The organism is Actinophytocola algeriensis, from assembly GCF_014203735.1.
In the GTDB taxonomy this organism is placed as follows: Bacteria; Actinomycetota; Actinomycetes; order Mycobacteriales; family Pseudonocardiaceae; genus Actinophytocola; species Actinophytocola algeriensis.
This window is the reverse complement of record NZ_JACHJQ010000006.1, coordinates 1-25,500: the sequence shown is the minus strand read 5'-3', so window position 1 is coordinate 25,500 and position 25,500 is coordinate 1. Positions and strand designations below refer to the sequence as shown.

The 25,500-nt window shown below is 71.3% G+C and carries 25 protein-coding genes and 1 pseudogene; 10 read left to right on the top strand and 16 right to left on the bottom strand.

The annotated features are described in order from the left end of the window. The first annotated feature begins 61 nt into the window (after positions 1-61). From FHR82_RS27320 to FHR82_RS27305, 4 genes are all read left to right on the top strand, one after another. Positions 62-394 (top strand): PadR family transcriptional regulator, encoded by a 333-nt coding sequence (locus tag FHR82_RS27320; protein ID WP_184813425.1) that lies wholly within the window; start codon positions 62-64, stop codon positions 392-394. After that, the gene (locus tag FHR82_RS27315; protein WP_184813424.1) at positions 391-1,551 is read left to right on the top strand and encodes a peptidoglycan-binding protein; all 1,161 of its coding nucleotides are present in this window, start codon (positions 391-393) and stop codon (positions 1,549-1,551) included. The genes FHR82_RS27320 and FHR82_RS27315 overlap by 4 nt, the downstream gene beginning before the upstream one ends. Positions 1,552-1,577: 26 nt before the next feature. Beyond that, positions 1,578-2,018: a peptidoglycan-binding domain-containing protein gene (locus FHR82_RS27310; RefSeq protein WP_184813423.1), complete on the top strand. Its 441-nt coding sequence runs from the start codon at positions 1,578-1,580 to the stop codon at positions 2,016-2,018. Positions 2,019-2,149: 131 nt separating this feature from the next. Beyond that, the gene (locus tag FHR82_RS27305) at positions 2,150-2,620 is read left to right on the top strand and encodes a LamG domain-containing protein (protein ID WP_184813422.1); all 471 of its coding nucleotides are present in this window, start codon (positions 2,150-2,152) and stop codon (positions 2,618-2,620) included. 306 nt (positions 2,621-2,926) lie between these two features. Here the strand turns inward: FHR82_RS27305 and FHR82_RS27300 are convergent, their stop codons facing one another. Further along, positions 2,927-3,274, bottom strand: coding sequence for an ArsR/SmtB family transcription factor (locus FHR82_RS27300; protein ID WP_184813421.1), 348 nt, complete (start codon positions 3,272-3,274; stop codon positions 2,927-2,929). A gap of 59 nt (positions 3,275-3,333) precedes the next feature. On the opposite strand from FHR82_RS27300, the gene FHR82_RS27295 reads away from it, so the two are divergent. Beyond that, a complete protein-coding gene (locus tag FHR82_RS27295) occupies positions 3,334-4,089 on the top strand; it encodes an SDR family NAD(P)-dependent oxidoreductase (RefSeq protein WP_311771311.1) in 756 nt (251 codons plus the stop codon). A gap of 3 nt (positions 4,090-4,092) precedes the next feature. Here the strand turns inward: FHR82_RS27295 and FHR82_RS27290 are convergent, their stop codons facing one another. The 9 genes from FHR82_RS27290 to FHR82_RS27250 form a co-directional block, all read right to left on the bottom strand. Next, complete coding sequence (locus tag FHR82_RS27290; protein ID WP_184813419.1) at positions 4,093-4,938, bottom strand: cytochrome c biogenesis CcdA family protein; 846 nt, start codon at positions 4,936-4,938, stop codon at positions 4,093-4,095. Then, a complete protein-coding gene (locus FHR82_RS27285) occupies positions 4,938-5,525 on the bottom strand; it encodes a redoxin domain-containing protein (protein ID WP_184813418.1) in 588 nt (195 codons plus the stop codon). Before FHR82_RS27285 ends, FHR82_RS27290 begins: the two co-directional genes overlap by 1 nt. Positions 5,526-5,593: 68 nt before the next feature. Further along, a complete protein-coding gene (locus tag FHR82_RS27280; RefSeq protein ID WP_184813417.1) occupies positions 5,594-6,079 on the bottom strand; it encodes a nitroreductase family deazaflavin-dependent oxidoreductase in 486 nt (161 codons plus the stop codon). Next, positions 6,070-7,236, bottom strand: a complete 1,167-nt coding sequence (locus FHR82_RS27275; protein ID WP_184813416.1) for an FAD-dependent oxidoreductase — start codon at positions 7,234-7,236, stop codon at positions 6,070-6,072. The genes FHR82_RS27280 and FHR82_RS27275 overlap by 10 nt, the downstream gene beginning before the upstream one ends. Then, on the bottom strand, positions 7,233-7,802 hold the full coding sequence (locus FHR82_RS27270; RefSeq protein WP_184813415.1) for a TetR/AcrR family transcriptional regulator: 570 nt from the start codon (positions 7,800-7,802) through the stop codon (positions 7,233-7,235). Before FHR82_RS27270 ends, FHR82_RS27275 begins: the two co-directional genes overlap by 4 nt. A gap of 43 nt (positions 7,803-7,845) precedes the next feature. Then, entirely contained in the window at positions 7,846-9,330 is a 1,485-nt protein-coding gene (gene arfA, locus FHR82_RS27265; RefSeq protein ID WP_184813414.1) for an arabinosylfuranosidase ArfA, read from the bottom strand. A 7-nt stretch (positions 9,331-9,337) separates the two neighbouring features. Continuing rightward, positions 9,338-10,180 carry a carbohydrate ABC transporter permease gene (locus FHR82_RS27260; protein ID WP_311771310.1) on the bottom strand — a complete coding sequence of 281 codons (843 nt, stop codon included), beginning with the start codon at positions 10,178-10,180 and terminating at the stop codon, positions 9,338-9,340. After that, complete coding sequence (locus tag FHR82_RS27255; protein ID WP_311771309.1) at positions 10,177-11,058, bottom strand: carbohydrate ABC transporter permease; 882 nt, start codon at positions 11,056-11,058, stop codon at positions 10,177-10,179. Before FHR82_RS27255 ends, FHR82_RS27260 begins: the two co-directional genes overlap by 4 nt. 8 nt (positions 11,059-11,066) lie before the next feature. Beyond that, positions 11,067-12,374 (bottom strand): ABC transporter substrate-binding protein, encoded by a 1,308-nt coding sequence (locus tag FHR82_RS27250; RefSeq protein ID WP_184813413.1) that lies wholly within the window; start codon positions 12,372-12,374, stop codon positions 11,067-11,069. Positions 12,375-12,624: 250 nt separating this feature from the next. On the opposite strand from FHR82_RS27250, the gene FHR82_RS27245 reads away from it, so the two are divergent. Next, entirely contained in the window at positions 12,625-13,656 is a 1,032-nt protein-coding gene (locus FHR82_RS27245; RefSeq protein ID WP_184813412.1) for a LacI family DNA-binding transcriptional regulator, read from the top strand. Here FHR82_RS27245 and FHR82_RS48065 read toward each other — a convergent pair. Beyond that, positions 13,649-13,938, bottom strand: a pseudogene (locus tag FHR82_RS48065) (rhamnogalacturonan lyase family protein). The gene FHR82_RS27245 and the pseudogene FHR82_RS48065 sit on opposite strands and share 8 nt — an antisense overlap. Positions 13,939-14,032: 94 nt before the next feature. Here FHR82_RS48065 and FHR82_RS45295 point away from each other — a divergent pair. Continuing rightward, complete coding sequence (locus FHR82_RS45295; RefSeq protein ID WP_311771307.1) at positions 14,033-14,491, top strand: family 43 glycosylhydrolase; 459 nt, start codon at positions 14,033-14,035, stop codon at positions 14,489-14,491. Positions 14,492-14,499: 8 nt separating this feature from the next. Here the strand turns inward: FHR82_RS45295 and FHR82_RS27235 are convergent, their stop codons facing one another. The 4 genes from FHR82_RS27235 to FHR82_RS27220 form a co-directional block, all read right to left on the bottom strand. Beyond that, on the bottom strand, positions 14,500-14,955 hold the full coding sequence (locus FHR82_RS27235; RefSeq protein ID WP_221464391.1) for a PaaI family thioesterase: 456 nt from the start codon (positions 14,953-14,955) through the stop codon (positions 14,500-14,502). Positions 14,956-14,963: 8 nt separating this feature from the next. Further along, positions 14,964-15,527 carry a TetR/AcrR family transcriptional regulator gene (locus FHR82_RS27230; RefSeq protein WP_221464390.1) on the bottom strand — a complete coding sequence of 188 codons (564 nt, stop codon included), beginning with the start codon at positions 15,525-15,527 and terminating at the stop codon, positions 14,964-14,966. A gap of 49 nt (positions 15,528-15,576) precedes the next feature. Further along, positions 15,577-15,966 (bottom strand): nuclear transport factor 2 family protein, encoded by a 390-nt coding sequence (locus FHR82_RS27225; protein WP_184813411.1) that lies wholly within the window; start codon positions 15,964-15,966, stop codon positions 15,577-15,579. Positions 15,967-16,089: 123 nt separating this feature from the next. Beyond that, positions 16,090-16,977, bottom strand: coding sequence for a TetR/AcrR family transcriptional regulator C-terminal domain-containing protein (locus tag FHR82_RS27220; RefSeq protein WP_184813410.1), 888 nt, complete (start codon positions 16,975-16,977; stop codon positions 16,090-16,092). Positions 16,978-17,069: 92 nt separating this feature from the next. On the opposite strand from FHR82_RS27220, the gene FHR82_RS27215 reads away from it, so the two are divergent. The 3 genes from FHR82_RS27215 (at position 17,070) to FHR82_RS27205 (ending at position 24,330) form a co-directional block, all read left to right on the top strand. Then, positions 17,070-17,651, top strand: a complete 582-nt coding sequence (locus FHR82_RS27215) for a GNAT family N-acetyltransferase (RefSeq protein ID WP_184813409.1) — start codon at positions 17,070-17,072, stop codon at positions 17,649-17,651. Beyond that, positions 17,648-18,496 (top strand): alpha/beta hydrolase, encoded by an 849-nt coding sequence (locus FHR82_RS27210; RefSeq protein WP_184813408.1) that lies wholly within the window; start codon positions 17,648-17,650, stop codon positions 18,494-18,496. Before FHR82_RS27215 ends, FHR82_RS27210 begins: the two co-directional genes overlap by 4 nt. A gap of 335 nt (positions 18,497-18,831) precedes the next feature. Continuing rightward, the gene (locus tag FHR82_RS27205; RefSeq protein WP_184813407.1) at positions 18,832-24,330 is read left to right on the top strand and encodes an ATP-binding protein; all 5,499 of its coding nucleotides are present in this window, start codon (positions 18,832-18,834) and stop codon (positions 24,328-24,330) included. 259 nt (positions 24,331-24,589) lie between these two features. On the opposite strand, the gene FHR82_RS27200 is transcribed toward FHR82_RS27205, so the two are convergent. Then, positions 24,590-25,261: an SUKH-4 family immunity protein gene (locus FHR82_RS27200; RefSeq protein WP_184813406.1), complete on the bottom strand. Its 672-nt coding sequence runs from the start codon at positions 25,259-25,261 to the stop codon at positions 24,590-24,592. Positions 25,262-25,500 lie beyond the last annotated feature (239 nt).

Genomic DNA, 25,500 nt, shown 5'->3' with positions numbered 1-25,500 from the left:
CATGTGCATCAGGGATTCCCCTGATCCGTGCCCTTGGACATGTTGGGTAGAGTCCCTACCTGTGCGACCCTCAGCCGTACGCGGCCACCTCGACGGGATGATCCTCGCCGTGCTCGAGGAGCGCCCTCTGCACGGCTACGCGATCATCGAGGCGCTGCAGGCGCGCAGCGGCGGTGCGCTGGACCTGCCGACCGGCACCGTCTACCCGGCGCTGCGCAGGCTGGAGCGCGCCGCGCTGCTGTCCGGGTCGTGGGGCAGCGTCGGCGGGCGGGAACGCCGCACCTACACGCTGACCCGCGCGGGCAGGCACGCACTCGCGACGCAGCGCGCGGAGTGGCACGAGTTCACGTCGGTGATCGACGCGGTGCTGCGCCCGGCGGGAGGTGTGTCGTGACCACAGTGGACCCGATCGCCGAGTACGTCGGCGCGCTCCGCCGTGCGTTGCACGGCCCCCGGCGCACGCTCCGGTGCATGGTCGCCGAGGCGCACGAAGGCCTGGCCGACGCCGCGGCCGCCTACCGCGACGGGGGAGTGGCACCCGAGCGTGCCGCGGTGCTCGCCGTGCGTGACTTCGGGCCGGTGGACGAGGTGGCGCCGGAGTTCCAGGACGAGCTGACCGCACGGCAGGGCCGGCGGGCGGCGGTGCTGCTCGCCGTCGTGTTCCCGGCGATGCTGTTCGGCTGGGACCTGCTGTGGCGCAGCGGTGCGGTGCGCCGCGAACGCGGCGCCACCCCCGATGTGGTCCGGGTGCTGGCGGTGCTGCAGGACGTCATGACCGTGGCGGTCGGCGTCGCCGCGCTCGCGTTGCTGGTGAGCACGTTCCGCCGCTCGGTGTCCCCGCGCAGGCTGACGTCCGCAGTCGGGCTGACCGGCGCCGTCGGCGCCGCCTCGTGCGGCGGCATCTCGCTGGGCATGAACCTGGCGGGCGGGCACACGACGGTCGACCTCCTCGTCACGAACCCGGCGGCGGTGGCGGCCTACACCACCAGCGCGGCGGTGCTGGTGCTGATCGTCCTGGCTGTCGGTCCGCACGATGCACGTGGCCCGCGCGTCCGGGTAGCGCGCCGGTTTCATCCCGGCGAAAGCGCCGGGAAAGCGCCCGGCGGCAGCATCTGCGGCATGAGACGGGTATTCACCACGTTGGCGGTCATCGCCGCGCTGCTGACCGGGGGGCTGGTGTTCACCACGGCGACGGCGTCGGCGTCGTCCGTGAGGTGCAACAGCGTGAAGGAAGTCACGCTGAACAGTCAGGGTCACTTCATCCGGCTGCCCTACTACAAGGCCACGGGCAGCAGGAACTGCACGCTCTCCGAAGGCGCATCCGGCACCGCGGTCGCCGCGCTCCAGTTGGCGCTGCAGGGGTGCAACTTCGCGAGCAACCTCGCTGCCGACAGCGAGTTCGGGCCCATGACCAAGAAAGCCGTGGCCTACGCGCAGTACCGGCACGGCATCTCGTCGGACGGGGTCTACGGACCGGACAGCCGTAAGGCGTTCGGCTGGCCGGTGTACTCGTCCGGAGTGCCGATCAGGAAGTGCGCACGCGCGTCCTGAGCAGAGAGACAGGGGGAAGGAACGACATGCGAAGGATTTTCGTCACGGCGGCGGTCACGGCCGCGCTGGTGACCGGGGGGATCGGCGTCACGGCGGGCACGGCGTCGGCGGCGGAGTCGGTCGGGTGGTGTGACGGGACGAAGGCGGTCCAGGTCACCTCCGCGGGCGACTACGTCCGCCAGCCGTACCACAAGGCCACGGGCAGCAGGAACTGCACGCTCGCCGAGGGCGCGGAAGGCGGTGCGGTGGTCACGCTCCAGACGGCGCTGAAGTCGTGCAACTTCGCGTCCAACCTCGTCATCGACGGCGACTTCGGCGCCAACACCGAGAAGGCCGTGTCCTACGCGCAGCACCGGCGCGGGATCCGCCAGGACGGCATCTACGGACCGAACAGCCGTCAGGCGTTCACCTGGCCGACGTACTGGTCGAGCGGCAAGCCGAAGGGGAAGTGCGTCAACACCAACTGATCGGGCGCGCGGACGTCACGGCCGCGGCGGGGTGAGCCACCTCGTCGCGGCCGTGACCGCCGGTTCGGTCGAAGGTCGCGACGCGCACCGAGGTCGACTCGTAGGTCAACGGCGCCGCGAAGGGCCCCGGGGTGGTCCCGCTCGGCCTGGACAACTCCACGACCTGGGTCAACCTCACGTCGGTCGCGTGCGGGGTCGAGGCGTCCAGGCAGTCCTACCTGGACGACTTCGACACGCTCGACACGAACGGCTGGTACGTGTCGAACGGCTGGCACAACGGCGCAGGGCAGAACTGCACGTGGGACGCCGCGCAGGTGTCCGTCGCGAGTGGACGGCTGAACCTGTCGTACACGAAGAAGGCGGTCGGTGACCGGGCGTACGACTTCTACGTCAACGGGCAGGTCGTGCACTCGATCACCGGCGCGGCGAAGATCCCCGACCGCGAGACGAACCTGTTCCTGAACCTGTGGGGCAGTGAGAACAACGCCGACATGGGCACGTTCGTGCCACCGTCGGGCACGGTGACGTTCCAGGTCGACCGGGTCGCCTACACGGCACCCGGTGGGGAGTGCCAGTTCACCGGCTCCATCGCCTGCACGTGACCGACTCCGGTGGGCCGGTCCGGAACCGGCCCACCGGGCGGGCTTCGCCTCCGGCGGCTCCTCGCCGGAGGGGGCAGGTCTCCGGGATGACAGGCAGCACGGGAGTGGTGAGGGCTCGCGCCCGTTGGGCATGAAGGACCCCTTCGTCACTTTGGGTGTGATGAAGGGGCCCTTCGTTGTGCTGGGCGTGATGAAGGGGTCCTTCATCACGTTCGGGGGCCGCCCGAGGTCAGTCACCCCACGCTGCGTCGCGTGGTCATGCGGGTCGAGTTCTGATCCCGGGGAGTTCCAGGACGCCGGGTCCGTTCACGCGGTGTCGATGCCGAGGGTGACCGCCACGGCGTCGCCCGCGGTGGCGGCCGCCTCCAGCAGCGCGCCGAGCACACCCGGGAAGAGCCGGTCGAGGTCGTCGCGGCGGAGCCGGACGTAGCAGCGGGTGCCTTCCTGGCGGGTCCACGTGATCCCGGCGTCGCGCAGGACCTTCAGGTGGTGGCTCAACGTGGACTTGGCGACCGGTGCGCGCAGTTCGCCCCAGCCGCGTTCGCCGCCGTCGGCGAGCAGGGTCACGACGCCGAGGCGCACGGGATCGCCCAGTGCGCTGAGCACCCGGGTCAGGGTGATCTCGGCGGGCTCGGGATGGCGTGGCTGCTTCATCGGGCCCCATGCTAGCGTCTCGTTCGATGTTCTACGAACTTCGAACAAAGGGGACTTCGGTGACCGTCAGCGACCTCAGCGGCCGGGTGGCCGTCGTGACCGGGGCCGGGTCCGGCATCGGGCGGGCCACGGCCGTGGCGTTCGCGCGTGCCGGTGCGCGCGTGCTCGGTGTCGGACGGCGGGCCGACGCCCTCGCCGCGACCGCGGCGTCGCACCCGTCGATCGCCGTGTGCCCCGCCGACCTGAGCGAGCCGGGCGCGGCCCCGGCCGTCGTCGACGACGCGGTGGCGAGATGGGGCAGGCTCGACGTGGTGGTGAACAACGCGGGCGTGACCGCGGTGATGCCGCTGGCCGACGCGACCGCCGAGCGCATCGCCGACCTGTTCGCGGTCAACGTCACCGCGCCCAGCCTGCTCGCCGCTGCTGCGCTCGCGCACCTGAAGGACAGCGAGGGCGCGATCGTCAACGTGTCCAGCACGCTGGGGCACCGGCCCGCCGCGGGCGTCTCCCACTACGCGGCGTCCAAGGCCGCCGTCGAGCAGCTCACCCGCAGCTGGGCGCTCGAGCTGGCACCGCACCGCGTCCGCGTCAACGCGGTCGCCCCCGGCCCGACGGAGAGCGAGGCGCTGGCCGCGTCCGGGCTGCCCGGCGCGGTGATCGACGAGATCAAGACCGCCGAGGCGGCCCGGATCCCGCTGGGCAGGCGGGGTGAGCCGGACGAGGTCGCCACGTGGATCCTGCGGCTCGCCGACGCCCACTCGGCCTGGCTGACCGGGCAGGTGCTCACCGTCGACGGCGGCTTCGAACTCGTCTGACCGCTACCGCACCCTGGCGCGGCGCCTGCGGGCGAGGAGCACACCACCGGTGACGAGCACGGCCAGCGCGGCCAGCATGGGCACCGGGCCGACCGCGTCCACCCAGGACACGAGCGTCGACTGGACCTCGCCCGCCGCCGCGACCACCGGGTCGGCCGCGGTGCCGCCGCCGTGGAACAGGCGCAGCTCGTAGAAGCCGTAGTAGCCGACGTACGCGCCGGTCACGAGCAGCAGCACGCCGCCGATCCTCGGCACGTACGGCAAGGCCCTGCGGATCCCGGCCGCCACCGCGGTGCTCGCGAGCGCGGCCGCGACGGCCAGCACCGCGACCACGAGCCCCATGCCCAGCGCGTACGCGACGAACGTGGTGAGCCCGGTGGTGAGGTCGCCGCCCCGCAGCGCGACGCCGGTCGCGGCGAGGAACGGCCCGATCGTGCACGACAGCGACGCGACCGCGAACGCGACGCCGTACCCGGCCATCGACACGATCCTGGTCGACGGTGCGCCGCGCGCGGGTTTGGGCAGCAGCAGGGTGAGCTGCCTGCCCGTGAGCAACAGCACGCCGACGACGACCATGACGAGCCCGATGACCAGCGTGACGACCGGCAGGTACTGCTGCAGCGCGCCACGCAGCGGGAGGCTCAGGAGTCCGAAGATCCCGAACACCGCGACGAACCCGGCGGTCATCAGCGCGCTCGCGGCCAGTGCCCGGCCCACCCGCGCGGCCCGGCCCGCCTCGCCGCTGCCCGCGATCACCAGGGTCAGGTAGCCGGGCAGCATCGCGAAGCCGCACGGATTGACCGTGGCGAGCATGCCAGCCCCGAGCGCGAACGCGAGGTCGTCGCCCATCAGCTCAGCGCGCCGACGCGGGCGGCCAGCTCCTCTGGTTCGAGCTGGCTGGTCACCGTCTCGACGGTGCCGTCCGAGCCGATGAACGCGTACGCGGGCTGGTAGGTGACGTCGAACCGCTGCCACACGGCGGCGTCGGTGTCGGCGATGTGCGGGAACGAGCCGAGGTCGTACCGCTGCACGAAGTCCCGCATGGCGGCCACCTCGTCCTGCGCGGCGACCCCGACGAACGCGACGTCACCGGCGGACCGCGCCGCGTCGGCGATGGCCGGCGCCTCGGCCTGGCAGTTCGGGCACCAGGGCGCCCAGAACCACAGCACGGCGGGCTTCCCGGCGAGCGACTCCCCGGAGAAGTCCTCGCCGTCGACCGTCTTCGCCGTGAACCGCAGCTGCTCCGGCACCGGGGTCGGCGTGGCGGGGTCGCTCACGGGCGCGTCGTCAGCGGACGTGGTCGTGGTGGTCGTGGTGGTCGTCGCGGGCGGGGCAGGTGTGGGTGTGCCGCCGCCCGCGTCCTGCTGGCCGGCACCGCAACCACCCAGCACGAGCACCGAGCCGAGAACCACCACCGCCGAGCGCAACCGTGCCATCGAGTTCTCTCTCCCTGCTTGTCCGTTTCGTCCACCGCATCATGCCCGCACCCGGCCGCGACAGACCCTTACGAACCTGTGACGTGCGGGGTGAACGCGATCGCGTGCACGGTCGCCGCGACCTCCGGCCAGCGCGGGTCGGCCGGATCGGCGGGGAAGCCGAGCAGCGGCGCGAGCCGTTTCCAGGCACGGGGATGGGCCCGCTGGTAGGCGAGCAGCGTGCGGTGCGTCTCGGCGGCGTCGAGGTGGCGGTGGTCCGGCGCCGGCCAGCGCTGCCCGCCCAGCCGGACCTCGATCGCGGGTGCGGCACGGAGGTTGCGGTACCAGTCGGGGGCACCGCCCCAGGCCGCGACGACCACGGCCTCGGGCACCGCGGGGTCGTAGCGCACGACCTCCACGACGACCTCCCGGCGCGCACCGGACCGGCGGCCGAGGTGGGCGAGGTAGATCAGCCGGTGCCCGAACACCACGCCCAGCCCGGCGCGGTACAGCCAGATCGGCGTGCGCAGCAGGAACCGCAGCAGGCCGCGGGGTTTGCGGTCGGTCAGTGCCATGCCGGCTCCACGACCGCCGCCGGTTTGCCTGCCAGGGAACGGCCGACGACGCGATCGACGCCGGGGAGCCGGGTCAGCGCGAGGATCGCCCGCCGGAGCCGTAGTTGTGCGGAGGAGCGCGGCAGGAACCAGCGCGCGCCCTTGCGGGCGGTGTGCTGCTTGTCCGCCATCACCGGGCGCCACCGGCGTTCGTAGTTCTCGAGCCCCGCGATGCCGTGGCGGTGCAGCTCCTCGGCCAGCAGGTACGCACCGGCGATGCCCAGCGACGCACCCTGACCGGCGAGCAGCGACACGGCCGCGCACGCGTCACCCGCCAGCACCACCCGGTCCCGGTGCCAGGCGGGCATCTCGATCTGCGCGACGTGGTCGTAGTACACCTCGTCGGCGGGCGGGCACTGCGCCAGTACGTCGGGCGCGACCCAGCCCAGCGAGCCGTACTCGGCGCGCAACGCGGCCCGCGCGTCGGCGGGCAACGGGAGGTCGGTGCGGTGGACGGCGAACGCCGCGACCCGGCCGTCGCGCAGGCCGTACAGGCCCAGCTGCCGGTCCACCGAGTCGGTCAGGCAGAACCGGTCGCCCACCCTCGCGCGGACGTCCGGATCGCGGAAGGTCCACGCCGCCGTGTGGAAACCCAGGTGGCGCAGGAACTTCCGCTCCTCGCCGAACACCGTCGAACGCACCGTCGAGTGGATGCCGTCGGCGCCGACGAGCAGGTCGGCGGTCAGGACCTCGCCGCCGGTGAGGGTGACCCGCACGCCGTCGGCGCGGTTGTCGACGTGCGTGGGGCTGGTGGCGAACCGCAGGTCCACCTCGGCGGGCAGGCTCTCCCGCAGCGCCGACTCCAGGTCCGGGCGCATGATGCTGATCAGGCGCCCGCCCACCGTCCTGGCGAACCGCGCGAACCCCAGCCGCGCCCGGCGCCTGCCGTCCGCGTCGACGAACCGCGCCTCCTCGAGCACGTACCCCAGCTCGCGCAGGCGCGGCAGGAGCCCCATCGCCTCGGCCGCGTCGTAGCCCGCGCCGAAGAAGTCGATCATGTAGCCCTGGGTGCGCGGGCCGCGTGCCTTCTCCAGCACGACGACCTCCCAGCCCAGCACCGCCAACCGTTGCGCCAGTGCCAGACCGGTGATCCCGGCACCGCAGATCACGACCTTCATTCCTGTCCTCCCAGTAGCCGGGTCAGTACGGGCGCGATCGTCCCGGCGGTCAGCGTGGGGTCGAGCGCGCGCTGCAGCACGAGGCCGTCGATGGCCGCGCCCACCACCGCCGCGGTCGCCTCCGGTGCGGCGACCCCGTGCGCACCGAGCCAGTCGGCGAGCCGGGCGCGGAACCCGGTGATCACCTCGGTCACCGCGGCCCGCAGCGCGGGGTCGCGGGTCGCGGCCAGGTAGGTCTCGGTGAACAGCACCGAAACGGGGTCGTCGCCGGTGAACGGGTCGAGTGCCGACGCGAGCGCCGTCATCGCGTCCGCCGGGGTGCCCGCCGCGGCGAGCGTGGGCTCCAACATCGCACTGACCTCGCGCATCGCGCCGACCGCCGCCTCGGACAGCAGGCCCTGCACGGACGAGAAGTGGTAGTGCACGAGCCCGGGTGCGACCCCGGCCCGCTCGGCCACGACCCGCGTGCTCACCGCGGTCCAGCCGCGTTCGGCGATCAGCGCCACCGCCGCGTCGAGCAGCCTGCGCCGCACCTGGATGCCCCGTTCCGCCGCTGTCGGCGACATGCCCACCCCGCGTTGGTCGATTGCCTTGGACGATCGACCAACACTAGCACGCGGCCACCCGGATGGCATTCCACGAGACTGGCGCCAGCACCGTGCGCAAGGCCCCGTCGGCGACCGCCGCGGGCTGGGGGCGCGGCACGACGCGGTCGGGGTGCTCCCGGGAGTTGGCCGCCGACGGGTCGGCGTCGTGCAGCGCCCAGGCCTCGGTCACGGTCCCGGTCACCGGCACGCACAGCTCCACCGGCTCGGACCGGTGGCGGTTCACGGCGAACACCACGGTCTCGCCCGTCGCCGGGACGTGGGTGGCGACCGCGTCCACCACCGGCACGTCGCCGTGGCGGGCCGTCGAGTACACCGGCGACGTGACCTCCGTGCGCAGCACGTGTCCGCGCGCGAGGCGGGACGTGAGCGCGAACGGGTGGAACGTCGTCTGCCGCCACGCCGGGCCGCCGGGCTCGGTGCGGATCGGCGCGATGACGTTGACCAGCTGCGCCTGGCAGGCGGCCACCACCCGGTCGCTGTGCCGCAGCAGCGAGATCAGCAGGTTCCCGACGACGACCGCGTCGGTGACGTCGTAGGTGTCCTCGATCAGCGGCGGCGCGACCCGCCACTGCGTCGGCGGCGCGGCGTGGAACCTGCTCAGGTACCAGACGTTCCACTCGTCGAACGACAGCCCGATCCGCTTGGGGCTGCGCAGCCGCGCGCCGACCGCGTCGGCCGTGGCGACGACGCTGTCGATGAAGTGGTCCATGTCCACGGCGGACGCGAGGAAGCTGCCGTCGTCCCCGTCGAGCGGTTCGTAGTAGGCGTGGCACGAGATGTGGTCGACCTGGTCGTACGCCAGCTCGAGGACCGTCGCCTCCCACTCGCCGAACGTCGGCATCCCCGAGTGCGAGCTGCCGCACGCGACCAGCTCCAGCCCCGGTTCGGCCTGCCGCAGCGCCCTGGCCGTCTCCGCGGCGAGCCTGCCGTACTCGTGCGCGGTCTTGTGGCCCGTCTGCCACGGCCCGTCCAGCTCGTTGCCGAGGCACCACAGGCGGATGCCGTGCGGATCCTCGGTTCCGTTGGTGCGCCGCAGGTCCGACAGGTGCGTGCCGCCGGGGTGGTTGACGTACTCGTGCACGTCCAGCGCCTCCGCGACACCTCGGGTGCCCAGGTTCACCGCGTACATGATCTCCACGTCGGCCTTGCGGGCCCAGCGGGCGAACTCGTCGATGCCGACCTCGTTGGTCTCCAGGCTCCGCCACGCGAGGTCGCGGCGCACCGGGCGGTCCTGGCCGACGCCGTCCTCCCACCGGTAGCCGGACACGAAGTTCCCGCCCGGGTAGCGGACGAGCGTGACGCCCAGCTCGCGGGTCAGCGCGAGCACGTCACCGCGGAAACCGTCCTCGTCGGCGGTCGGGTGCCCCGGCTCGTGGATCCCCGTGTACACGCACCGTCCCATGTGTTCCACGAACGAACCGAACGTGCGGCGCCGCACCGGCGCGATGACGAAGTCAGGGCTGATGGTGAGGTCGGCTCTGAGCACGGGTCTCCTATCGCAGCGCGCCGGTGGCGGCGCCACTGCGCCAGAACCGTTGCAGGAGGACGAAAGCGATGACGAGCGGCACGATCGCCAGCAGCGAGCCGGTGATGACCAGGTTGAACAGCACGCGGGTGCCCGCCTCCTGCTGCCCGGTGTTGAACCACGTGGTCAGCCCGACGGTCAGCGGGAACAGGTCGGCGTCGCTCAGCATCACCAGCGGCAGGAAGTAGTTGTTCCACGTCGCGACGAGCGTGAACAGGAAGACCGTCACGAGGACGGGCCGGATCATCGGCACCACCACCTGCCAGAAGATCCGCAGCTCGCTCGCCCGGTCGAGCCGCGCCGCGTCGAGCAGCTCCTCGGGGACGCTCTCGGTCACGTACACCCGCACGAGGTAGGTCCCGAACGGGCTGAGCAGCGACGGCAGGATCACCGCCCACATCGTGTTGACGATCCCGATGTTCGACAGGATCAGGTACGTCGGCAGCACCAGCGCGGTCGCGGGCACCATGATCATGCCGAGCAGCGCGGTCTCGAAGAACCGCTTGCCGGGGAAGGAGAACCGGGCGAGGCCGTAGCCGGCGAGCGCCGCCAGCAGCGTCGCGCCCACCGCGCTCACGCCCGAGTACACGGCGGTGTTCACGAGCCAGTCGCCGTACACGCCGCCGTCCTCGCGGAACAGCTGCGCGAGGTTGGTGAACAGGTTGAAGTCGGCGAACCACAGGGCCGGGGTGGACAGCAGATCCGGCTGGCTCTTGGTCGCGGCGATCGCGATCCACAGCAGCGGGACGAGGAAGTACAGCATGCCCGCCGCCATGACCAGGTGCGGGACCCGGGTCCGTGCTGGGTTCACGACTGCCTCCGCTTCCTCGTCAGCAGGACGAACGCGTACGCGGCGACGAACACGACGAAGCCGAGCGCGAACGAGATGGCGGCGGAGTAGTGGAAGTCCGAGTACGCGAACGCCTGGTTGTACGCGTAGAGGTTCGGGGTGTACCCGGCGGAGATCTGCGGCGCGAACCGGGCCATGACGTACGGCTCGACGAAGAACTGCATGGTCCCGATGACCGTGAAGATCGCGGCGAGGGCGATCGCCTGCCGGATCACGGGCACCTTGACCCGCAACGCGATCTGCACCTGCGTCGCGCCGTCGAGCAGTGCCGCCTCGTACATCTCCCTCGGCACCGCTTGCAGCGCGGAGTAGAGAACGATCATGTTGTAGCCGGTCCACGCCCACGTCACGATGTTGCCGAGCGACAACAGCAGCAGGTCGGTGGAGAAGAAGTCGAACGGCTCGCCGCCCACCACCGTCGGCAGGTCCGCGAACGGGCCGAACGTCCTGCTGTACAGGAAACCCCACATGAGCGCGCCGAGTACCGCGGGCACTGCGTAGGGCATGAACGCGATGAGCCGGAACGCGATCGCGAACCGCGTGGTGACCGCGTCGAGCGTGAGCGCACCAGCGAGCGCGATCCCCAGCATGACCGGGATCTGCACCGCGCCGAACACGACCACGCGCAGGAACCCGTCCAGCAGCACGGGATCCGAGAACGCGCGGACGTAGTTGTCGAAGCCGGTGAAGCGCTCGCCCAGCGCGAGGCTCCTGCTGGACAGGCTGAGCCAGAACGCGTACCCGAGCGGCACGACCAGGAACGCCACCACCACGAGGAAGAACGGGAGGACGAACAACGCTCCGGCGACCGGGTGGTCGGTCATGCGCTTGCGCCGCACAGGATCTCCTACTCGACGGTGAAACCCTGCTTCTTCGCGTAGTCCACGACGTTGTCCTGTGTCGCGTCGAGCACGGTGTCCCACTCCCGGGTCCCGGAGGTGGCTTCCGCGCACCGGTCGAGCAGGTCACCGAAGACGAAGTCCTGGAACGGGGTGTAGTCGAAGTCGCCCAGCTTCTCCGACACCGGCACGAAGATCTCGTTCACCTTCTGGCCGTTGAAGAACTCGTAGGCCTTGCCGGTGAACGCCGGGTCGGACGCGACATCCTTCACGAGCGGGTACAGGAACGCCTTGTTCAGGCCGATGTCCCAGGCTTCCTCCGACGTGCCGAACAGCTCGCGCGCCACCACGGTCGCCGCCTCGGGGTTCTTCGCCTGCGTGGTGACCGTGAACGTCGAGCCGCCCCAGTCGCCCTGCGCGTCCTCGCCCTCCGCCCACTGCGGCATCGGCGCGACCGCCCACTTGCCCGCGGTGTTCTTCAGCGAACCGGCGACGTAGCCGGGGGTCCAGCCGGCCGCCGCCCACGTCCAGTACTTGCCGGAGTCGAGCGCGGCGGTGGCGTCGGCGGTGAAGAACGGGTCGGTGGCCATGAGGTCCCGCTCGACGAGGTCGCCGTAGAACTCGACGACCTTCTCGCAGTCCGGGTTCGTGAGGTCGATCTTCACGCGGTCCCTCGCCTCGGTGAGCGAGTAACCGTACGGGCGGCAGCCCGCCTGCCACATCAGCCCGTTGAGCCAGCCGCCGTCGCTGCCGAAGCTCGCGATGTACGCGTCCGGGTCGGCCGCCTTCATCTTCTCGGCGGCGGCCGCGTACTCCGCCCACGTCGCCGGCACCGGGATCCCGTGCTGGTCGAAGAGGTCCTTGCGGTACATCAGGGCCATGGGCCCGCCGTCGACCGGGATGGCGTACACCTTGTCGCCGTCGGTGGCCTGCTGCCACGCCCACTCCGCGTACAGGTCCTCGTCCTCGCCCGCACCGTACTGACCCATGTCGACGAGCGCGTCGAGGATGAGGAACGTGGGGATCTGCTGGAACTCCACCATCGCCACGTCCGGCGCGCCGGTGCCCGCGGTGAAGGCGGTCTTCAGCTTGGCGTACTGGTCGGGTCCGGTGCCGACGTTCGTCCAGTCGACCTGGATGTCGTCGTGGGACGCGTTGAACGCCTCGACCACGCCCTTGAACTCGGGGTACCACGCCCACACGGTCACGCGGACGGGTCCCCCCGCGCCGTCTGTGCCGTCCTCGGGGTCGCCAGTGCACCCCGCGACCGCCAGCAGCCCGACCGCGGCGACGAACGTGCGCAACCTGTTGAGCATGGGACAGCGCCTTTCCGCAGGGCATGCGGCGGCCACCGGCACAAGGGGACATCGGGGACGCCGAGCAAAGGGCAGGGACCGAAAGGGGTGCTGCGCGCCACGGCCTACCCGGAGAGCCGCCGTGGCACCTGGTTATGCTGCGCTGCAAAACAGTATGAACGCCGGTTTGCCGCGCTGCAAGCCCTCGTTTCCACGGCTTGTCGTCGGAGCAGGCGCCATGCACACTGACCTCCGACGAAAGGAGCAGGTCATGCGCGATGCCACCTTGCGTGACGTCGCGCGACTGGCGGGGGTCTCCGCCCGGACGGTGTCGAACGTCGTGAACGGGTACGCCCGGGTGTCGGAGCGGACGCGGGAGAAGGTCGAGCGGGCGCTGGTCGAGCTGCGCTACCGGCCCAACGTGCTCGCCCGCAACCTCGCCCGCGGCCGGTCGGGGCAGATCGCGGTCGTGGTGCCCTACCTGGACACGCCGTACTTCGCCGAGCTGCTGCAGGCGATCATCCCGCGCGCGCGGGAGCGTGGGTACAACGTCCTGATCGACCAGACCGACGGCGACGCGGTGCACGAGCGTGAGCTGATCAGCCGTGGTGCCAGGGCGTTTCTCTTCGACGGGATGATCTTCTCGCCGCTAGGGCTCGCACAGGAGGACCTCGTCGAGATCGATCCCGACCTGCCGTTGGTGATCCTCGGTGAGCGGGTGTCGAACGGGGTGTTCGACCACGTCGGGATCGACGACGTGGAGGCGTCGCGGGCGGCCACCGCGCACCTGATCGGGTTGGGGCGCAGGCGGATCGCGGCCATCGGGGACCAGCCGTACCCGACAGGGGAGGCCGCGCAGTTGCGTACCCGTGGGTTTCGGCAGGCACATGCGGACGCCGGGCTGCCCGTCGACGAGTCGCTGATCATTCCCACGCCGCGGTTCAACCGGGCCGACGGATCCGGGGCGATGCGGGCGTTGCTGTCCCGTGCCGAGCCGCCGGATGCCGTGTTCTGCTACAGCGACCTGGTTGCTCTCGGTGCGTTGCACACGGCGTTGGAGTCGGGGTTGCGGGTGCCGGAGGATCTCGCGCTGATCGGTTACGACGACATCGAGGAGGGGCGGTACGCCAACCCGGCCATCAGCACCGTCTCGCCGGACAAGGTCGCCATCGCGGCGACCGCGGTCGACCGGCTGCTGACCCGCATCGGCAGCGCGGAACCGGTGCCCGGCATCGAGGTGCGTGCCGAGCACCGGCTCATCCCGAGGGAGAGCACGATCGGGAGGACGCCTCCCGTCAGCTGATGGCGAAGCTCGGGTGCGGGGGCTGGTTGTACGCGGTGTTCTGCCACGCGACCGCCACCCGGTACTGCCGGTCCTGCATCAGCGACGGCCTCCTGATGCTCGTCGGGTCGGTGGTCGAGTAGATCCGCAGCGCCCTGTTGTCGCTGGTGCGCCAGATGACCTCCTCGCGCCGTCGCCCAGGATGTCGGCCTGCAGGGCCGGGTTGGCCTTCGTGCCGTTGTTCGACGCCACGCCCGAGCCCGTCAGCAGGCGGGTGTCGCCGCCGGTGCCGTACTTGTCGATGTGGGTGCCGTCGAGCAGTTCGCGTTGGGCGTCGCCGTCCCAGCGACCACAACGCGATCGACCCGAACCTGGTCGTGGACGCGTCTGGTGCGTGGTGGCTGACGTACGGCTCGTTCTGGACCGGCATCAAGATGGTCCGGATCAACGCGTCGACGGGGAACCCGCGGACAGCACGCGGCACAGCCTGGCGCAGCGGCCGTCGAGCGCGGGTGGTGCGGTGGAGGCGCCGTACCTCGTGTACCGCGGCGGGTACTACTACCTGTTCGTGTCGTTCGACTACTGCTGCCGCGGCACGAGCAGCACGTACCGCGTCATGGTCGGGCGGTCGACGTCGATCACCGGGCCGTACACCCACCGCAACGGCGTCCGGCTGACGAGCGGCGGTGGCACGGAAGTCCTGGCGACGCACGGGAACATCCACGGGCCAGGGCACGCGGCGCTGTGGGCGGACTCCGACGCGTGGGTGATGGCGTACCACTACTACACGTCGTCGGGCAGCAGGCTGGGCATCAACCTGGTCGGCTGGAGCAGCGGCTGGCCCGCCCTGTACTGACCGCGAGCTCAGCTCTCCGGCGTGAGGATCAGGCACGTGGTCGTGCCGTGGGCGACGAGCTTCCCGTTCTCGTCCAGCACCTTGCCCTCGGCGGTGGCGGTCCGGCGGCCTGCGTGGACGACCGTGCCCTCGGCGCTCAGGGTGCGGCCGTCGGTGCGGGCGGTGCGGATGTAGTTCACCTTCAGCTCCAGCGTCGTGTAGCCGACGCCCGCTGGCAGGGTGGTGTGCACGGCGCAGCCCATCACCGAGTCGAGCATGGTCGCGGCGATGCCGCCGTGGACACTGCCCATCGGGTTGGCGAAGTCGGGGCGGGTCTGGAGCGATACGACCACGCGCCCGTGCTCCACCTCGTCGAACCGCATGCCGAGCAGCCTGCCGATGGTCGGGATGTCGGCGGGCAGCTCGGTCTGCACCCAGCGGATCTGCTCCAGCCCGGACATGGCGGTGAACTCGACGGTCGACACGGTTCTCCTCAGTCTCGCAGTGTGTGCACCAGCAGTTCGTGGATCTCCCCGGTGACGGCTTCCAGCGGCTCGAGGCTCCGCTCGGCCCGGCACATGACCACGGCACCCTCGACGGCGGCGATGACGAACAGCGCGAGCCTGCGGGCCCGCGCGTCCGGCACCCCGTGCGTGCGGAAGGACGCCGCGAGCCCGTCGGCCCACCGGCCGAACACCCCGGCCGCGAGCCGGGTGGAGTCGTTCGCCACGGTGACCGCCACGATCGGGCACCCGGCCTTGAAGTCGCTGTCGGCGAGCCACGTGCGCCACAGCTCGACGAACCTGTCGATCGCCGCCACCGGGTCACCCGCCCGCGCGGCGGCCTCGATCAGCCCCGCGACGAAGTCCCCGGCCAGCGCGACGGCCTCCTCGATGAGCTGGGTCCGCCCGCCGGGGAAGTGGTGGTAGACCGACCCGCGCGGCGCGCCGCTGTGTGCCAGCACCCGGTCGATGCTGGTCGCGCCCGCGCCGTGCTCGCGCAGCAGGACCGCGGCACTGCGCACCATCCGCTCACGGGCGTCGCTCTTGCGCGGCATCGGTTCCTGCCTGTCAGTGGCTATGCTCTATGGCATAGTACATATCAGCTCAGCTGTTCGCGACGGCCTGGGCCTGGATCTGCTCGAAACGCGCACCCATCTGCCGGGCGAGGGCCTCGGCCGCGCGCAGGGGGCGGACCATCACCGTGAAGTCGGCGATCCTGCCGTCCTCGTCGTAGCGGAGGATGTCGCAGCCGGTGATGTCGAGACCCTCGACCTTCGCCTCGAACATCAGGACGTGGTCCGCACCGTCGTGGAGCTCGCGAACGTAGCGGAAGTCCTCGAGCACCTCGACCACCGCGCGCAGGATGGCCGCAGTGATCGGCTTGCCGGGGTACGGGCGATGCGCGACCGGGCTGCGGAACACGACGTCGTCGGCCAGCAACGCCTCGGCCGCGGACAGGTCACGGGCCTCGATCGCCGCGCGGAAAGTGGTCATGGCGCTTCTCCTTCGGTGCTGACGCTTCGCCGTCCCAGGCTGTCGCGAGGTGGGCCTGCCGGCCCACCTCGCGAGCCACCAGGAATGGTGCCAGGCAGCCGGGCCCGTGGTCGGTCGATCAGCTCACCGGTCCGCCAGCAGGACGGCGAACCCGTCGAGGTGGCGGGCGAGGGCGTACTCGAACAGACCGTCCATGTCGGACACGGTGTCCTCGGGAATCGCCGCCAGCAGTGGGAACCGGCCGCTGTCGAGCAGCTCGCCCGCCTGCTTGCGCTTGGTCAGCCACCACCGGTTGAGCGTCATCCCGGTCTCCTGCTCGGCCTCGACCTCGGCGGCGAGGGACATGGCAGTGGTGACGACGAGCGTGTGCAGCGTCAGCGCCTCGCGGACCTGGGTCGCCATGGGCAGACCGAGCCCGTCGAGCGCGCGCAGCGTCCACTCGGTGTGCGCCATCATGTTGGGCGCCAGCGAAGGCCGGGTGAACGAGACGGCCTTGGGCAGCCACAGGTGCCGCCTGCTCAGGTCCCACTGCAGGCGGGCGATCAGCTCGAGCCTGGCCCGCCACCCGTCGGGCCCGGGGTCGGGTGGCTCCGCCTCGCCGAAGATCTCGTCGGCCATCAGCGCGACGAGGTCGTCCTTGTTCGTCACGTGCCGGTACAGCGACATGGGGCCGACACCGAGCTCGGCCGCGAGCCGTCGCATGGACACCGCGTCGAGGCCTTCCAGGTCGGCGATCTCGATGGCGGTGCGGAGCACGTGCCCGCGGTTCAGCACCTGCCGGGGACGCGGGCCGGGTGCCGGGCGACCGCGGACGACGGTGCCGGAGCCGACCTTCGTCTCGGCGAGCCCCTCGTCGCGCAGCGTCGCGACGACCTTCGTCGCGGTGGCTGCCGCGACCCCCCACCGCTGGGCGATCTGCCGCACCGACGGCACGCGGTCACCTGGCCGCAGTTCGCCGGACACGATGCGGGCGCGGAGTTCGTCGACGATCCGTCGGTAGGGCGGCAGCACGGCGCGAGTGTACTAGTTCACTTGGTAGGTCACCAGGACACTTTGTCCTTGTATTACAAGCTTTGTCGGTCGCTCGTCGATACCGTGTACGCATGACAGTCGATACGCCGTACGCATCCGTGCGGCAGGCAACGGAGACCGAGCGGCAGGTGGCCCTGGACGTCCTCGTCGAGGCGTTCGCGGACGACCCCGTCGCCGCGTGGCTCTTCCCGGACGCCGGCGAGCGCGCCCACCACCTGGCCGCGTTCCACCGGCCACTCGTGGCCGCGGGCGAGACGTACCTGACGGGCCGCGGCGAGGGCGCGGCCGTGTGGCTGGTGGTCGCCGAGGGCCGGTCGCCGTACGAGGGGGCACCGGAGGTGGGCGGCGCGCGGTTGCGTGGGCTGGGGGAGGCGCTGACCGAACGACACCCCGCCCACGCGGCGCACCTGTACCTGCCGTGCATGGGTGTCGTCGCCGCGCGGCAGGGCACCGGCCTCGGCTCGGCCCTGTTGCGGCACCGCCTCACCCGCGCGGACACCGACGGCGTCCCCGCCTACCTCGAGGCCAGCTCACCGCGCAGCCGCGCCCTGTACCTGCGTCACGGCTTCACCGACCTCGGTGAACCGGTCCGGGTGGCGGACAGCCCGCCCCTGTGGCCGATGTGGCGCGAACCGGAAGGAAAGAAACGATGACGGACAAGACTCTCGTGGTCCTGCACGGCACCCACACCTCCTCGGCGTGGGCCTCGGGGCTGGTCGGTGAACTCACCCTGCGCGGCCACCGGGCGGTGGCCGTCGACCTGCCGGGACACGGGACGGAGGCGTTCTACCCGGCCTCGTATCAGGCACAGGACCCGGAGGCCTTCGCGAAGGAACCGTCGCCACTGGCCGGGATCACCATCGACGACTACGTCGAGCGGGTCGTCGACGTGGTTCGCCGCGCCCGCCGCCACGGCCCGGTCGTGCTCGCGGGCGCCAGCCAGGGCGGCGTCACGGTGAGCGCGGTCGGCAACGCCATCCCCGACCTGCTCGACCGGGTCGTGTACATCGCGGCGTACTGCTGTGTGGACCTGCCGAGCCTGGCCGCCTACACCGAGACACCCGAGAACGCCGAGAGCCTGCTGCCGCTCATCGCCCAGCTGACCGTCGCCGACCCGGCGGAACTCGGCGTGACCAGGCTCAACTGGCGGTCGGGGGACGAGGCGACGTTCCACGCGGTCAAGGAGTGCCTCGCGGGCGGCTTCAGCGACGACGGTGTGCGCAGGCTGCTCGCGATGCTGGAGCCGGACGAGACCGCGTCGATCCCGCTCACGGACGCCAGAGGGCGAAAGGAGGACTGGGGCCGGATCCCCAGGACCTACGTCCGGTTCACCCGCGACCGGCTGATCCCACCCGCGCTGCAGGACCGGTTCATCGCCGAGGCCGACCGCCTGACCCCGGACAACCCGACCGACGTGCGCAGCGTCGACGCACCACACGTCGGCCCGCTCGACCTGCCGGAACTGGTGGACCACCTGGCGGCCCTGCTCAACCGCTGACGGGCGGGCCCGCCGAACCGACCGCGCGCTCGACCGCCCGCCTGACCGTCGCACGAGCGAATCTCATGGTCGGTGTGGATATCGTTGGAGGTGCACCGTTGATCCCGTGTCACGCCGCGGTCGCGGTTTGTCGCAGACCTTGCGTCAAACGGCGGCAGTGAGCTGTGGTCCGGCTCGCTTTTTGTAGGGTTCCGACAACGCAACGGCCTCGGCATGCGCGACGTGGGACATCGGTGTACCCGGCGGTAACAGAGCAGGGTTGGAGACAGGTGCAGGCGGCGCTCCGGACCCGGACGTCGCCTGCTGTGCGCGGGGTACTTGGGAGGCATCAGCCGGTGTTCAGACGTGTCGCCATCGTCAACCGTGGAGAGGCCGCGATGCGGCTCATCCACGCCGTCCGGGACCTTTCGGCGGAGACCGGGACGCGGATCGAGACGGTCGCGCTCTACACCGACGCGGACCGCAACGCGACCTTCGTCCGCGAGGCGGACGTCGCCTACTCGCTCGGGCCCGCGTCCGCCCGTCCCTACCTCGACCTCGCCGTACTGGAGCGGGCGCTCCTGGCGACCGAGGCCGACGCGGCATGGGTCGGCTGGGGTTTCGTCGCAGAGGACCCGGCGTTCGCCGAGCTCTGCGACAAGATCGGTGTCACGTTCGTCGGCCCCAGCGCCGACGCGATGCGCAAGCTCGGCGACAAGATCGGCGCGAAGCTGATCGCCGAGGAGGTCGGCGTCCCCGTCGCGCCGTGGAGCCGGGGCGAGGTCGCCACGCTCTCCGACGCGCTGCGGGCCGGTGACTCGATCGGTTACCCGCTGATGCTCAAGGCGACCGCCGGTGGCGGCGGGCGCGGCATCCGCAAGGTGTCGTCCGCCGACGAGCTGGCCGACGCCTACGAGCGCACCAGCCAGGAGGCGCTGCGCGCGTTCGGCTCCGGCATCGTGTTCCTGGAGCGCCTGGTCACCGGTGCCCGGCACGTCGAGGTCCAGGTGATCTCCGACGGCACGACCGCGTGGGCGCTCGGCGTCCGCGACTGCTCGGTGCAGCGCCGCAACCAGAAGATCATCGAGGAGTCCGCGTCCCCGGTGCTCGCGCCGGAGCAGACCGCCGAGCTGAAGGCGTCCGCCGAGCGGCTCGCCGTGGCCGTCGGCTACCGCGGCGCCTGCACCGTCGAGTTCCTGTACCACCCCGGTGAGAAGCTGTTCGCGTTCCTCGAGGTCAACACGCGCCTGCAGGTCGAGCACCCGATCACCGAGATCACCACCGGCACCGACCTGGTGAAGCTGCAGCTGCACGTCGCGGACGGCGGCAAGCTGACCGGCACGCAGCCCGCCGAGCTCGGCCACGCCGTCGAGGCCCGGCTCAACGCCGAGGACCCCGACCGCGACTTCGCCCCGTCACCCGGCCGCATCGCGCGGCTGGTGCTGCCCGCGGGCCCCGGCATCCGCGTCGACACCGGCGTCAGCGAGGGCGACACCATCCCCGCCGACTTCGACTCGATGATCGCGAAGATCATCGCCTACGGCCGCGACCGCAACGAGGCGCTCGGCAGGCTGCGCCGCGCGATGGCCGAGACCACCGTGATCATCGACGGCGGCGCGACCAACAAGAGCTTCGTGCTCGACCTGCTCGACCAGCCCGAGGTGATCGACGCGAGCGCCGACACCGGCTGGATCGACCGCGTCCGCGAGCAGGGCCGCCTGGTCACCCACCGGCACTCCGCGATCGCACTGGCCGCCGCCGCCATCGAGGCCTACCAGGACGAGGAAGAGGTCAGCGTCCAGCGACTGCTGTCCACCGCGCACGGCGGCCGCCCGCAGGTGCAGCACGAGAGCGGCCGTCCGCTGGACCTCAAGCTCCGCGGCGTCGGCTACCGCGTGAGCGTGGCGCGCACCGGCCAGAGCCGGTTCCGCGTCGGTGTGTCGGCCGGCGGCTCCAGTGACACCGTGCACACGGCCGACGTCGAGGTCGAGCAGTTCGACGCGCACAGCGGCGTCATCGTGGTCAACGGGCACCGCTTCCGCCTGACCTCCGCCACGCACGGCCCGATCCACCTGGTCGAGGTCGACGGCGTCACCCACCGCATCAGCCGCGACGAGGGCGGCGTCGTCCGCTCGCCCGCACCCGCGCTGGTGGTGGCGACACCGCTGTCGGTCGGCGACGAGGTCGAGTCGGGCGCACCGATCCTGGTGCTGGAGAGCATGAAGATGGAGACGGTGCTGCGCGCACCGTTCCGCGCCAGGGTCCGCGAGTGCCCCGTGTCGGTGGGCAGCCAGGTCGAGACCGGGGCGCCGCTGATGCGCCTCGAGCCGCTCGCCGACGAGGACGGCGAGGCCGACGCGGCGGTAGCCGAGGAGACCGTCGAGATCGACCTGCCCGCCGCCCCCGTCGACGTGTCCGCCGCCGAACGGGTCGAGCGCTGCCTGCAGGACCTGCGCAGCGTGCTGCTCGGGTTCGACAGCTCCGATGTCGGCGACCGGTACGACAGCAAGCGGGCGCTGGTGGACTACCTGGCCGCGCGCGCCGAGCTGGGCGGGCGGCCCCTCGACGGCGAGCTGGACCTGCTGACCGTGTTCGCGGACCTGTCGGAGCTGTCCAGGAACAAGCCGGGCGGCGAGATCGAGGTCGAGCCGGGCAGCCCGGTGCACAGCCCGCGCGAGTACTTCCACAGCTACCTGCAGAGCCTCGACGTCGAACGTGCCGGGGTGACCGAGGCGTTCCAGACCAGGCTGCGGCAGGTCCTCGCGCACTACGGCGTTGCCGATCTGGACCGCACCCCCGCGCTCGAGTCCGCGGTCTTCCGGATCTTCCTGGCACAGCAGCGGATGTCGGCCAACGTGTCGATCGTGTCGGAGATGCTGCGGCAGTGGCTCTCCGGGGCGTCGCCGGTCGAGTCGCTGAGCGAGCGCGCGGGTCTGACCCTGGAGCACCTGGTCGAGGCCACGCAGGTGCGGTTCCCCGCGGTGTCGGACCTGTCCCGCGGCGTGGTGTTCCGCTGGTTCGCCCAGCCGCTGCTGCGCCGCAACCGCGCGAAGGTCTACGCCGCCGTGCGCGACGAGCTGCGCTACCTGGACCACAACCCGGACGCGCCGGACCGCGCGGAGCGGATCCAGGCCATGATGGCGGGCGCCCAGCCGCTGGTCCGGTTGATCGGCCAGCGGATCGGACGGCAGGGCCGCGACCACGCGCCGCTGCTCGAGGTGCTGACCCGCCGCTACTACGGCAACCGCAGGCTGTCCGGGGTCGCCGTCCGGGACGTCGCCGGCTGCCGGTTCCTCGGCGCAGAGCACAGTGGTTCGGACGGCGTGACCCCGCTGGTCACCACCGCAGTCGACATCACCGCCCTGCCAGGCGCCGTCGCCGCGCTCGCCACGTACGCCGCCGATCGCGGTGAGGACGGGCTCGTCGCCGACCTGTACGTCCGGTGGGAGGGCCAGCCGGACGTGGACGCGATGGCGGTGCGGTTCGGCGAGATCCTGGCCGAGCACCAGCTGCCCGGCTGTGTCCACCGGGTCATCACCACCGTCGCGGGCACCGGCGGCGCGGTCATGCACCACCACTTCACCTTCCGGCGCGACGGCTCCGGCTTCACTGAGGACCGCCTGATCCGCGGCCTGCACCCGCAGATCGCCCAGCGCCTGCAGCTGCAGCGGCTGCGCGAGTTCGACCTCACCCGCCTGCCGTCGGCCGACGAGGAGATCTACCTGTTCAAGGCCGTCGCGAAGAGCAACCCGGCCGACGAGCGGCTCGTCGCGATGGGCCAGATCCGCGACATGACACCGCTGCGGGAGGCGGATGGCCGGCTGGTCGCGCTGCCCGCGCTGGAGGACGCGGTCACCACGTGCCTGGACGCGATCCGCAACATCCAGGCGCAGCGGCCGCAGAACAAGCGGTTCGACACCAACCGGATCATGATGTACGTCTGGCCGCCGACCGAGCTGACCCACGACGAGCTCCACACGCTGGTCCAGCGCATCCAGCCGACCACCGCGGGCGCCGGGCTGGAGGAGGTCCAGTTCCTGGTCCGCGTGCGCACGGCGGCGGGCAAGCTGACCGAGATCGCCGTGCGGATCACCCTGGACCCGGGGCACGGCGCGCGTCTGCACGTCGGCCCGCCGCTGTCGGAGCCGGTCGAGCCGGTCGACGACTACCGGCAGAAGGTGCTGCGTGCGGCCCGGCGCGGGAACGTCTACCCGTACGAGCTGACCGGCATGCTCGCGGGCCAGGACGGCGGCTTCGTCGAGCACGACCTCGACGAGTCCGGCGCGCTCGTGCCGGTGGACCGGCCGAAGGGCAGGAACACGGCGGGCATCGTCGCCGGTGTGGTGAGCACGCCGACCGAACGGCACCCGGAGGGCATCACCCGCGTGGTGCTGCTCGGCGACCCGACCAAGGCGCTCGGCGCGCTCGCGGAACCGGAGTGCGCGCGCGTGATCGCGGCGCTCGACCTGGCCGAGCGGATGCGTGTGCCCCTCGAGTGGTTCGCGCTGTCGGCCGGCGCGAAGATCTCGATGTCGTCGGGTGTCGAGAACATGGACTGGGTCGCGGCCGCGCTCAAGCGGATCGTCGAGTTCACCCAGGACGGCGGCGAGATCAACATCGTGGTCGCGGGGATCACCGTCGGCGCCCAGCCGTACTGGAACGCCGAGGCGACGATGCTCATGCACACCAAGGGCATCCTCGTGATGACGCCGGACTCGGCGATGGTGCTCACCGGCAAGCAGTCGCTGGACTTCTCCGGCGGCGTGTCGGCAGAGGACAACTTCGGCATCGGCGGCTACGACCGGGTCATGGGCCCCAACGGGCAGGCGCAGTACTGGGCGCCCAGCCTGCCCGCGGCCCGCGAGGTGCTGATGGCGCACTACGACCACACCTATGTCGTGCCCGGGGAGTCGGCGCCACGCCAGGCGACCACGAACGACCCGGACAACCGCGACGTGTCGGGCTTCCCGCACACGTTCGGCGACTTCGCCACGGTCGGCCAGATCTTCTCCGCCGAGCACAACCCGGACCGCAAGAAGCCGTTCGACATCCGGACCGTCATGCGTGCGCTGTCCGACCAGGACCACCCGGTGCTGGAACGCTGGGCGGGCATGGCCGACGCCGACACCGCCGCGGTGCAGGACGTCCACATCGGCGGCTGGCCGGTGTGCCTGGTCGGCATCGAGTCACGTTCCGTGTCGCGGCGCGGTTTCCCGCCCACGGACGGCCCGGACACCTACACCGCGGGCACGCTGTTCCCCCGGTCGTCGAAGAAGACCGCGAGGGCGATCAACTCGGCGTCCGGCAACCGGCCGCTGGTGGTGCTGGCGAACCTGTCCGGCTTCGACGGCTCCCCGGAGTCGATGCGCAAGCTGCAGCTGGAGTACGGTGCGGAGATCGGCCGGGCGATCGTCAACTTCGACGGCCCCATCGTGTTCTGCGTCATCTCCCGCTACCACGGCGGCGCGTTCGTGGTGTTCTCCAAGGCGTTGAACCCGAACATGACCGTGCTCGCACTGGAGGGCTCGTTCGCGTCGGTCCTCGGCGGCGCCCCGGCCGCGGCCGTGGTGTTCTCCGGCGAGGTGAACAACCGCACCGCGACCGACCCGCGCGTGGTCGAGCTGCAGGCCAGGGTGGCGGCGGCCAGCGGTGCGGAGCGGGCGTCGCTGAACGCCCGGCTGACCGAGGTCCAGTCGTCGGTCCGCGCGGAGAAGGTCGGTGAGGTGGCCGCGGAGTTCGACCGCGTGCACAGCATCCAGCGCGCGGTCGAGGTCGGCTCGGTGGACGCGATCATCAGCGTCGCCGAACTGCGGCCGAGGATCATCGAGGCGATCGAACACGGCATGAAGAACTGACGCGGCGCGGGGGAACCGACTGGTGTCGGTTCCCCCGCTGTGTCTCAGCTGACGGCGGCGGCCTCCGCCGATGACGGCGCCTTCGAACCGCCATGTCGTCGTGGTCCAGCAGGGCAATGACCTCGTCGAGCTTCCTGTTCCGATGGAAACCCGCTTGCCTCGACTGCCTGTCCCAGCGTTCGAGTGGGTTTCCTTCGCGGTCGCGGCTCATCGGCCGATGTCGCGGTTTGACGCGGACGGCGTTCGACGCGGCCCGGCCCTAATATCCCGGATCGGTGACGACCTGAACCCACAGCGAGGCGGGATCATCCAGGCGGACGTGGCTGTCGATCTCCTCGATGTGCTTCAGGACGATCCGCTCAGCTGCGCTGACTCGGTTGTCGAAGGCTTCGTGCGCGTCAGGCGGTGCGGCGCCAGGGGGAGGTTCCAGCGTCCGGAGGATGCGCAGCGCGGCACGCCAGCGCCAACTGATCTCGACCAGTTGCGCCACCGATGAGTTGATGAAGTCCACAGCCGGGTGGTACAGGTCGCGATGAACCTCCCGCAGAGCCGGATGCAGGTCCTGGGCTGTCATCGGTCTGTCGCGGATCGCCAGGACCCGGCCGTCGCCGGCGACGGCGCCCATCCACGGCGTGCGGTCGTGACCGCCCCACCTCCCCAGCCGGTACAGCCGATCCTCCGGCGTGATCAGCCGGCTCTCCACCGGCCCGGCCACGTTCGGCACGAGCACAGGTTCGGACTCCACCTGCGAACGGGGTGTCATGAGCACGTCCCGCGGAAGCCCCCACTCGGCCAATGCCCTGAGGTCACCCTCCGGCAGACGCCACTTCCGCACCGCCAAGGCCGGAGGAAGCACCCGCACGTCACCATCGACGATCGAATCCAGCGGCGCGGTCATCACCGCGACAAGCCGATCTTCCGCCACCACCACGGCACAAGAGTAGGGACCCACCGCACCGCTCATCACACACGGATCAACCCGGACGTCCTCTCGTGCCGCGTTGCGACCGGCGGCGGTCGTTGAGCAGCGCGCCAGGTAGCGACTGGCGCTTGCCAAGGGTGGAAGTCACAGTTCAAGCTCGCCCACCAGTTCGCCGTCGTCCACCTCTCCGGTCAACCGGAACCCGAGCTTCAGGTAGAACGCCTCCGGGCTGTTCTCACCGGGAACCC

What these genes read in the sequence shown, in the direction of transcription:
- FHR82_RS27310 (WP_184813423.1), top strand. Translation starts at nt 1,578, where the DNA reads ATGCGAAGGATTTTCGTCACGGCGGCGGTCACGGCCGCGCTGGTGACC.
- FHR82_RS27300 (WP_184813421.1), bottom strand. Translation starts at nt 3,274, where the DNA reads ATGAAGCAGCCACGCCATCCCGAGCCCGCCGAGATCACCCTGACCCGG.
- FHR82_RS27290 (WP_184813419.1), bottom strand. Translation starts at nt 4,938, where the DNA reads ATGGGCGACGACCTCGCGTTCGCGCTCGGGGCTGGCATGCTCGCCACG.
- FHR82_RS27285 (WP_184813418.1), bottom strand. Translation starts at nt 5,525, where the DNA reads ATGGCACGGTTGCGCTCGGCGGTGGTGGTTCTCGGCTCGGTGCTCGTG.
- FHR82_RS27280 (WP_184813417.1), bottom strand. Translation starts at nt 6,079, where the DNA reads ATGGCACTGACCGACCGCAAACCCCGCGGCCTGCTGCGGTTCCTGCTG.
- FHR82_RS27275 (WP_184813416.1), bottom strand. Translation starts at nt 7,236, where the DNA reads ATGAAGGTCGTGATCTGCGGTGCCGGGATCACCGGTCTGGCACTGGCG.
- FHR82_RS27270 (WP_184813415.1), bottom strand. Translation starts at nt 7,802, where the DNA reads ATGTCGCCGACAGCGGCGGAACGGGGCATCCAGGTGCGGCGCAGGCTG.
- FHR82_RS27250 (WP_184813413.1), bottom strand. Translation starts at nt 12,374, where the DNA reads ATGCTCAACAGGTTGCGCACGTTCGTCGCCGCGGTCGGGCTGCTGGCG.
- FHR82_RS27245 (WP_184813412.1), top strand. Translation starts at nt 12,625, where the DNA reads ATGCGCGATGCCACCTTGCGTGACGTCGCGCGACTGGCGGGGGTCTCC.
- FHR82_RS27230 (WP_221464390.1), bottom strand. Translation starts at nt 15,527, where the DNA reads ATGCCGCGCAAGAGCGACGCCCGTGAGCGGATGGTGCGCAGTGCCGCG.
- FHR82_RS27225 (WP_184813411.1), bottom strand. Translation starts at nt 15,966, where the DNA reads ATGACCACTTTCCGCGCGGCGATCGAGGCCCGTGACCTGTCCGCGGCC.
- FHR82_RS27215 (WP_184813409.1), top strand. Translation starts at nt 17,070, where the DNA reads ATGACAGTCGATACGCCGTACGCATCCGTGCGGCAGGCAACGGAGACC.
- FHR82_RS27210 (WP_184813408.1), top strand. Translation starts at nt 17,648, where the DNA reads ATGACGGACAAGACTCTCGTGGTCCTGCACGGCACCCACACCTCCTCG.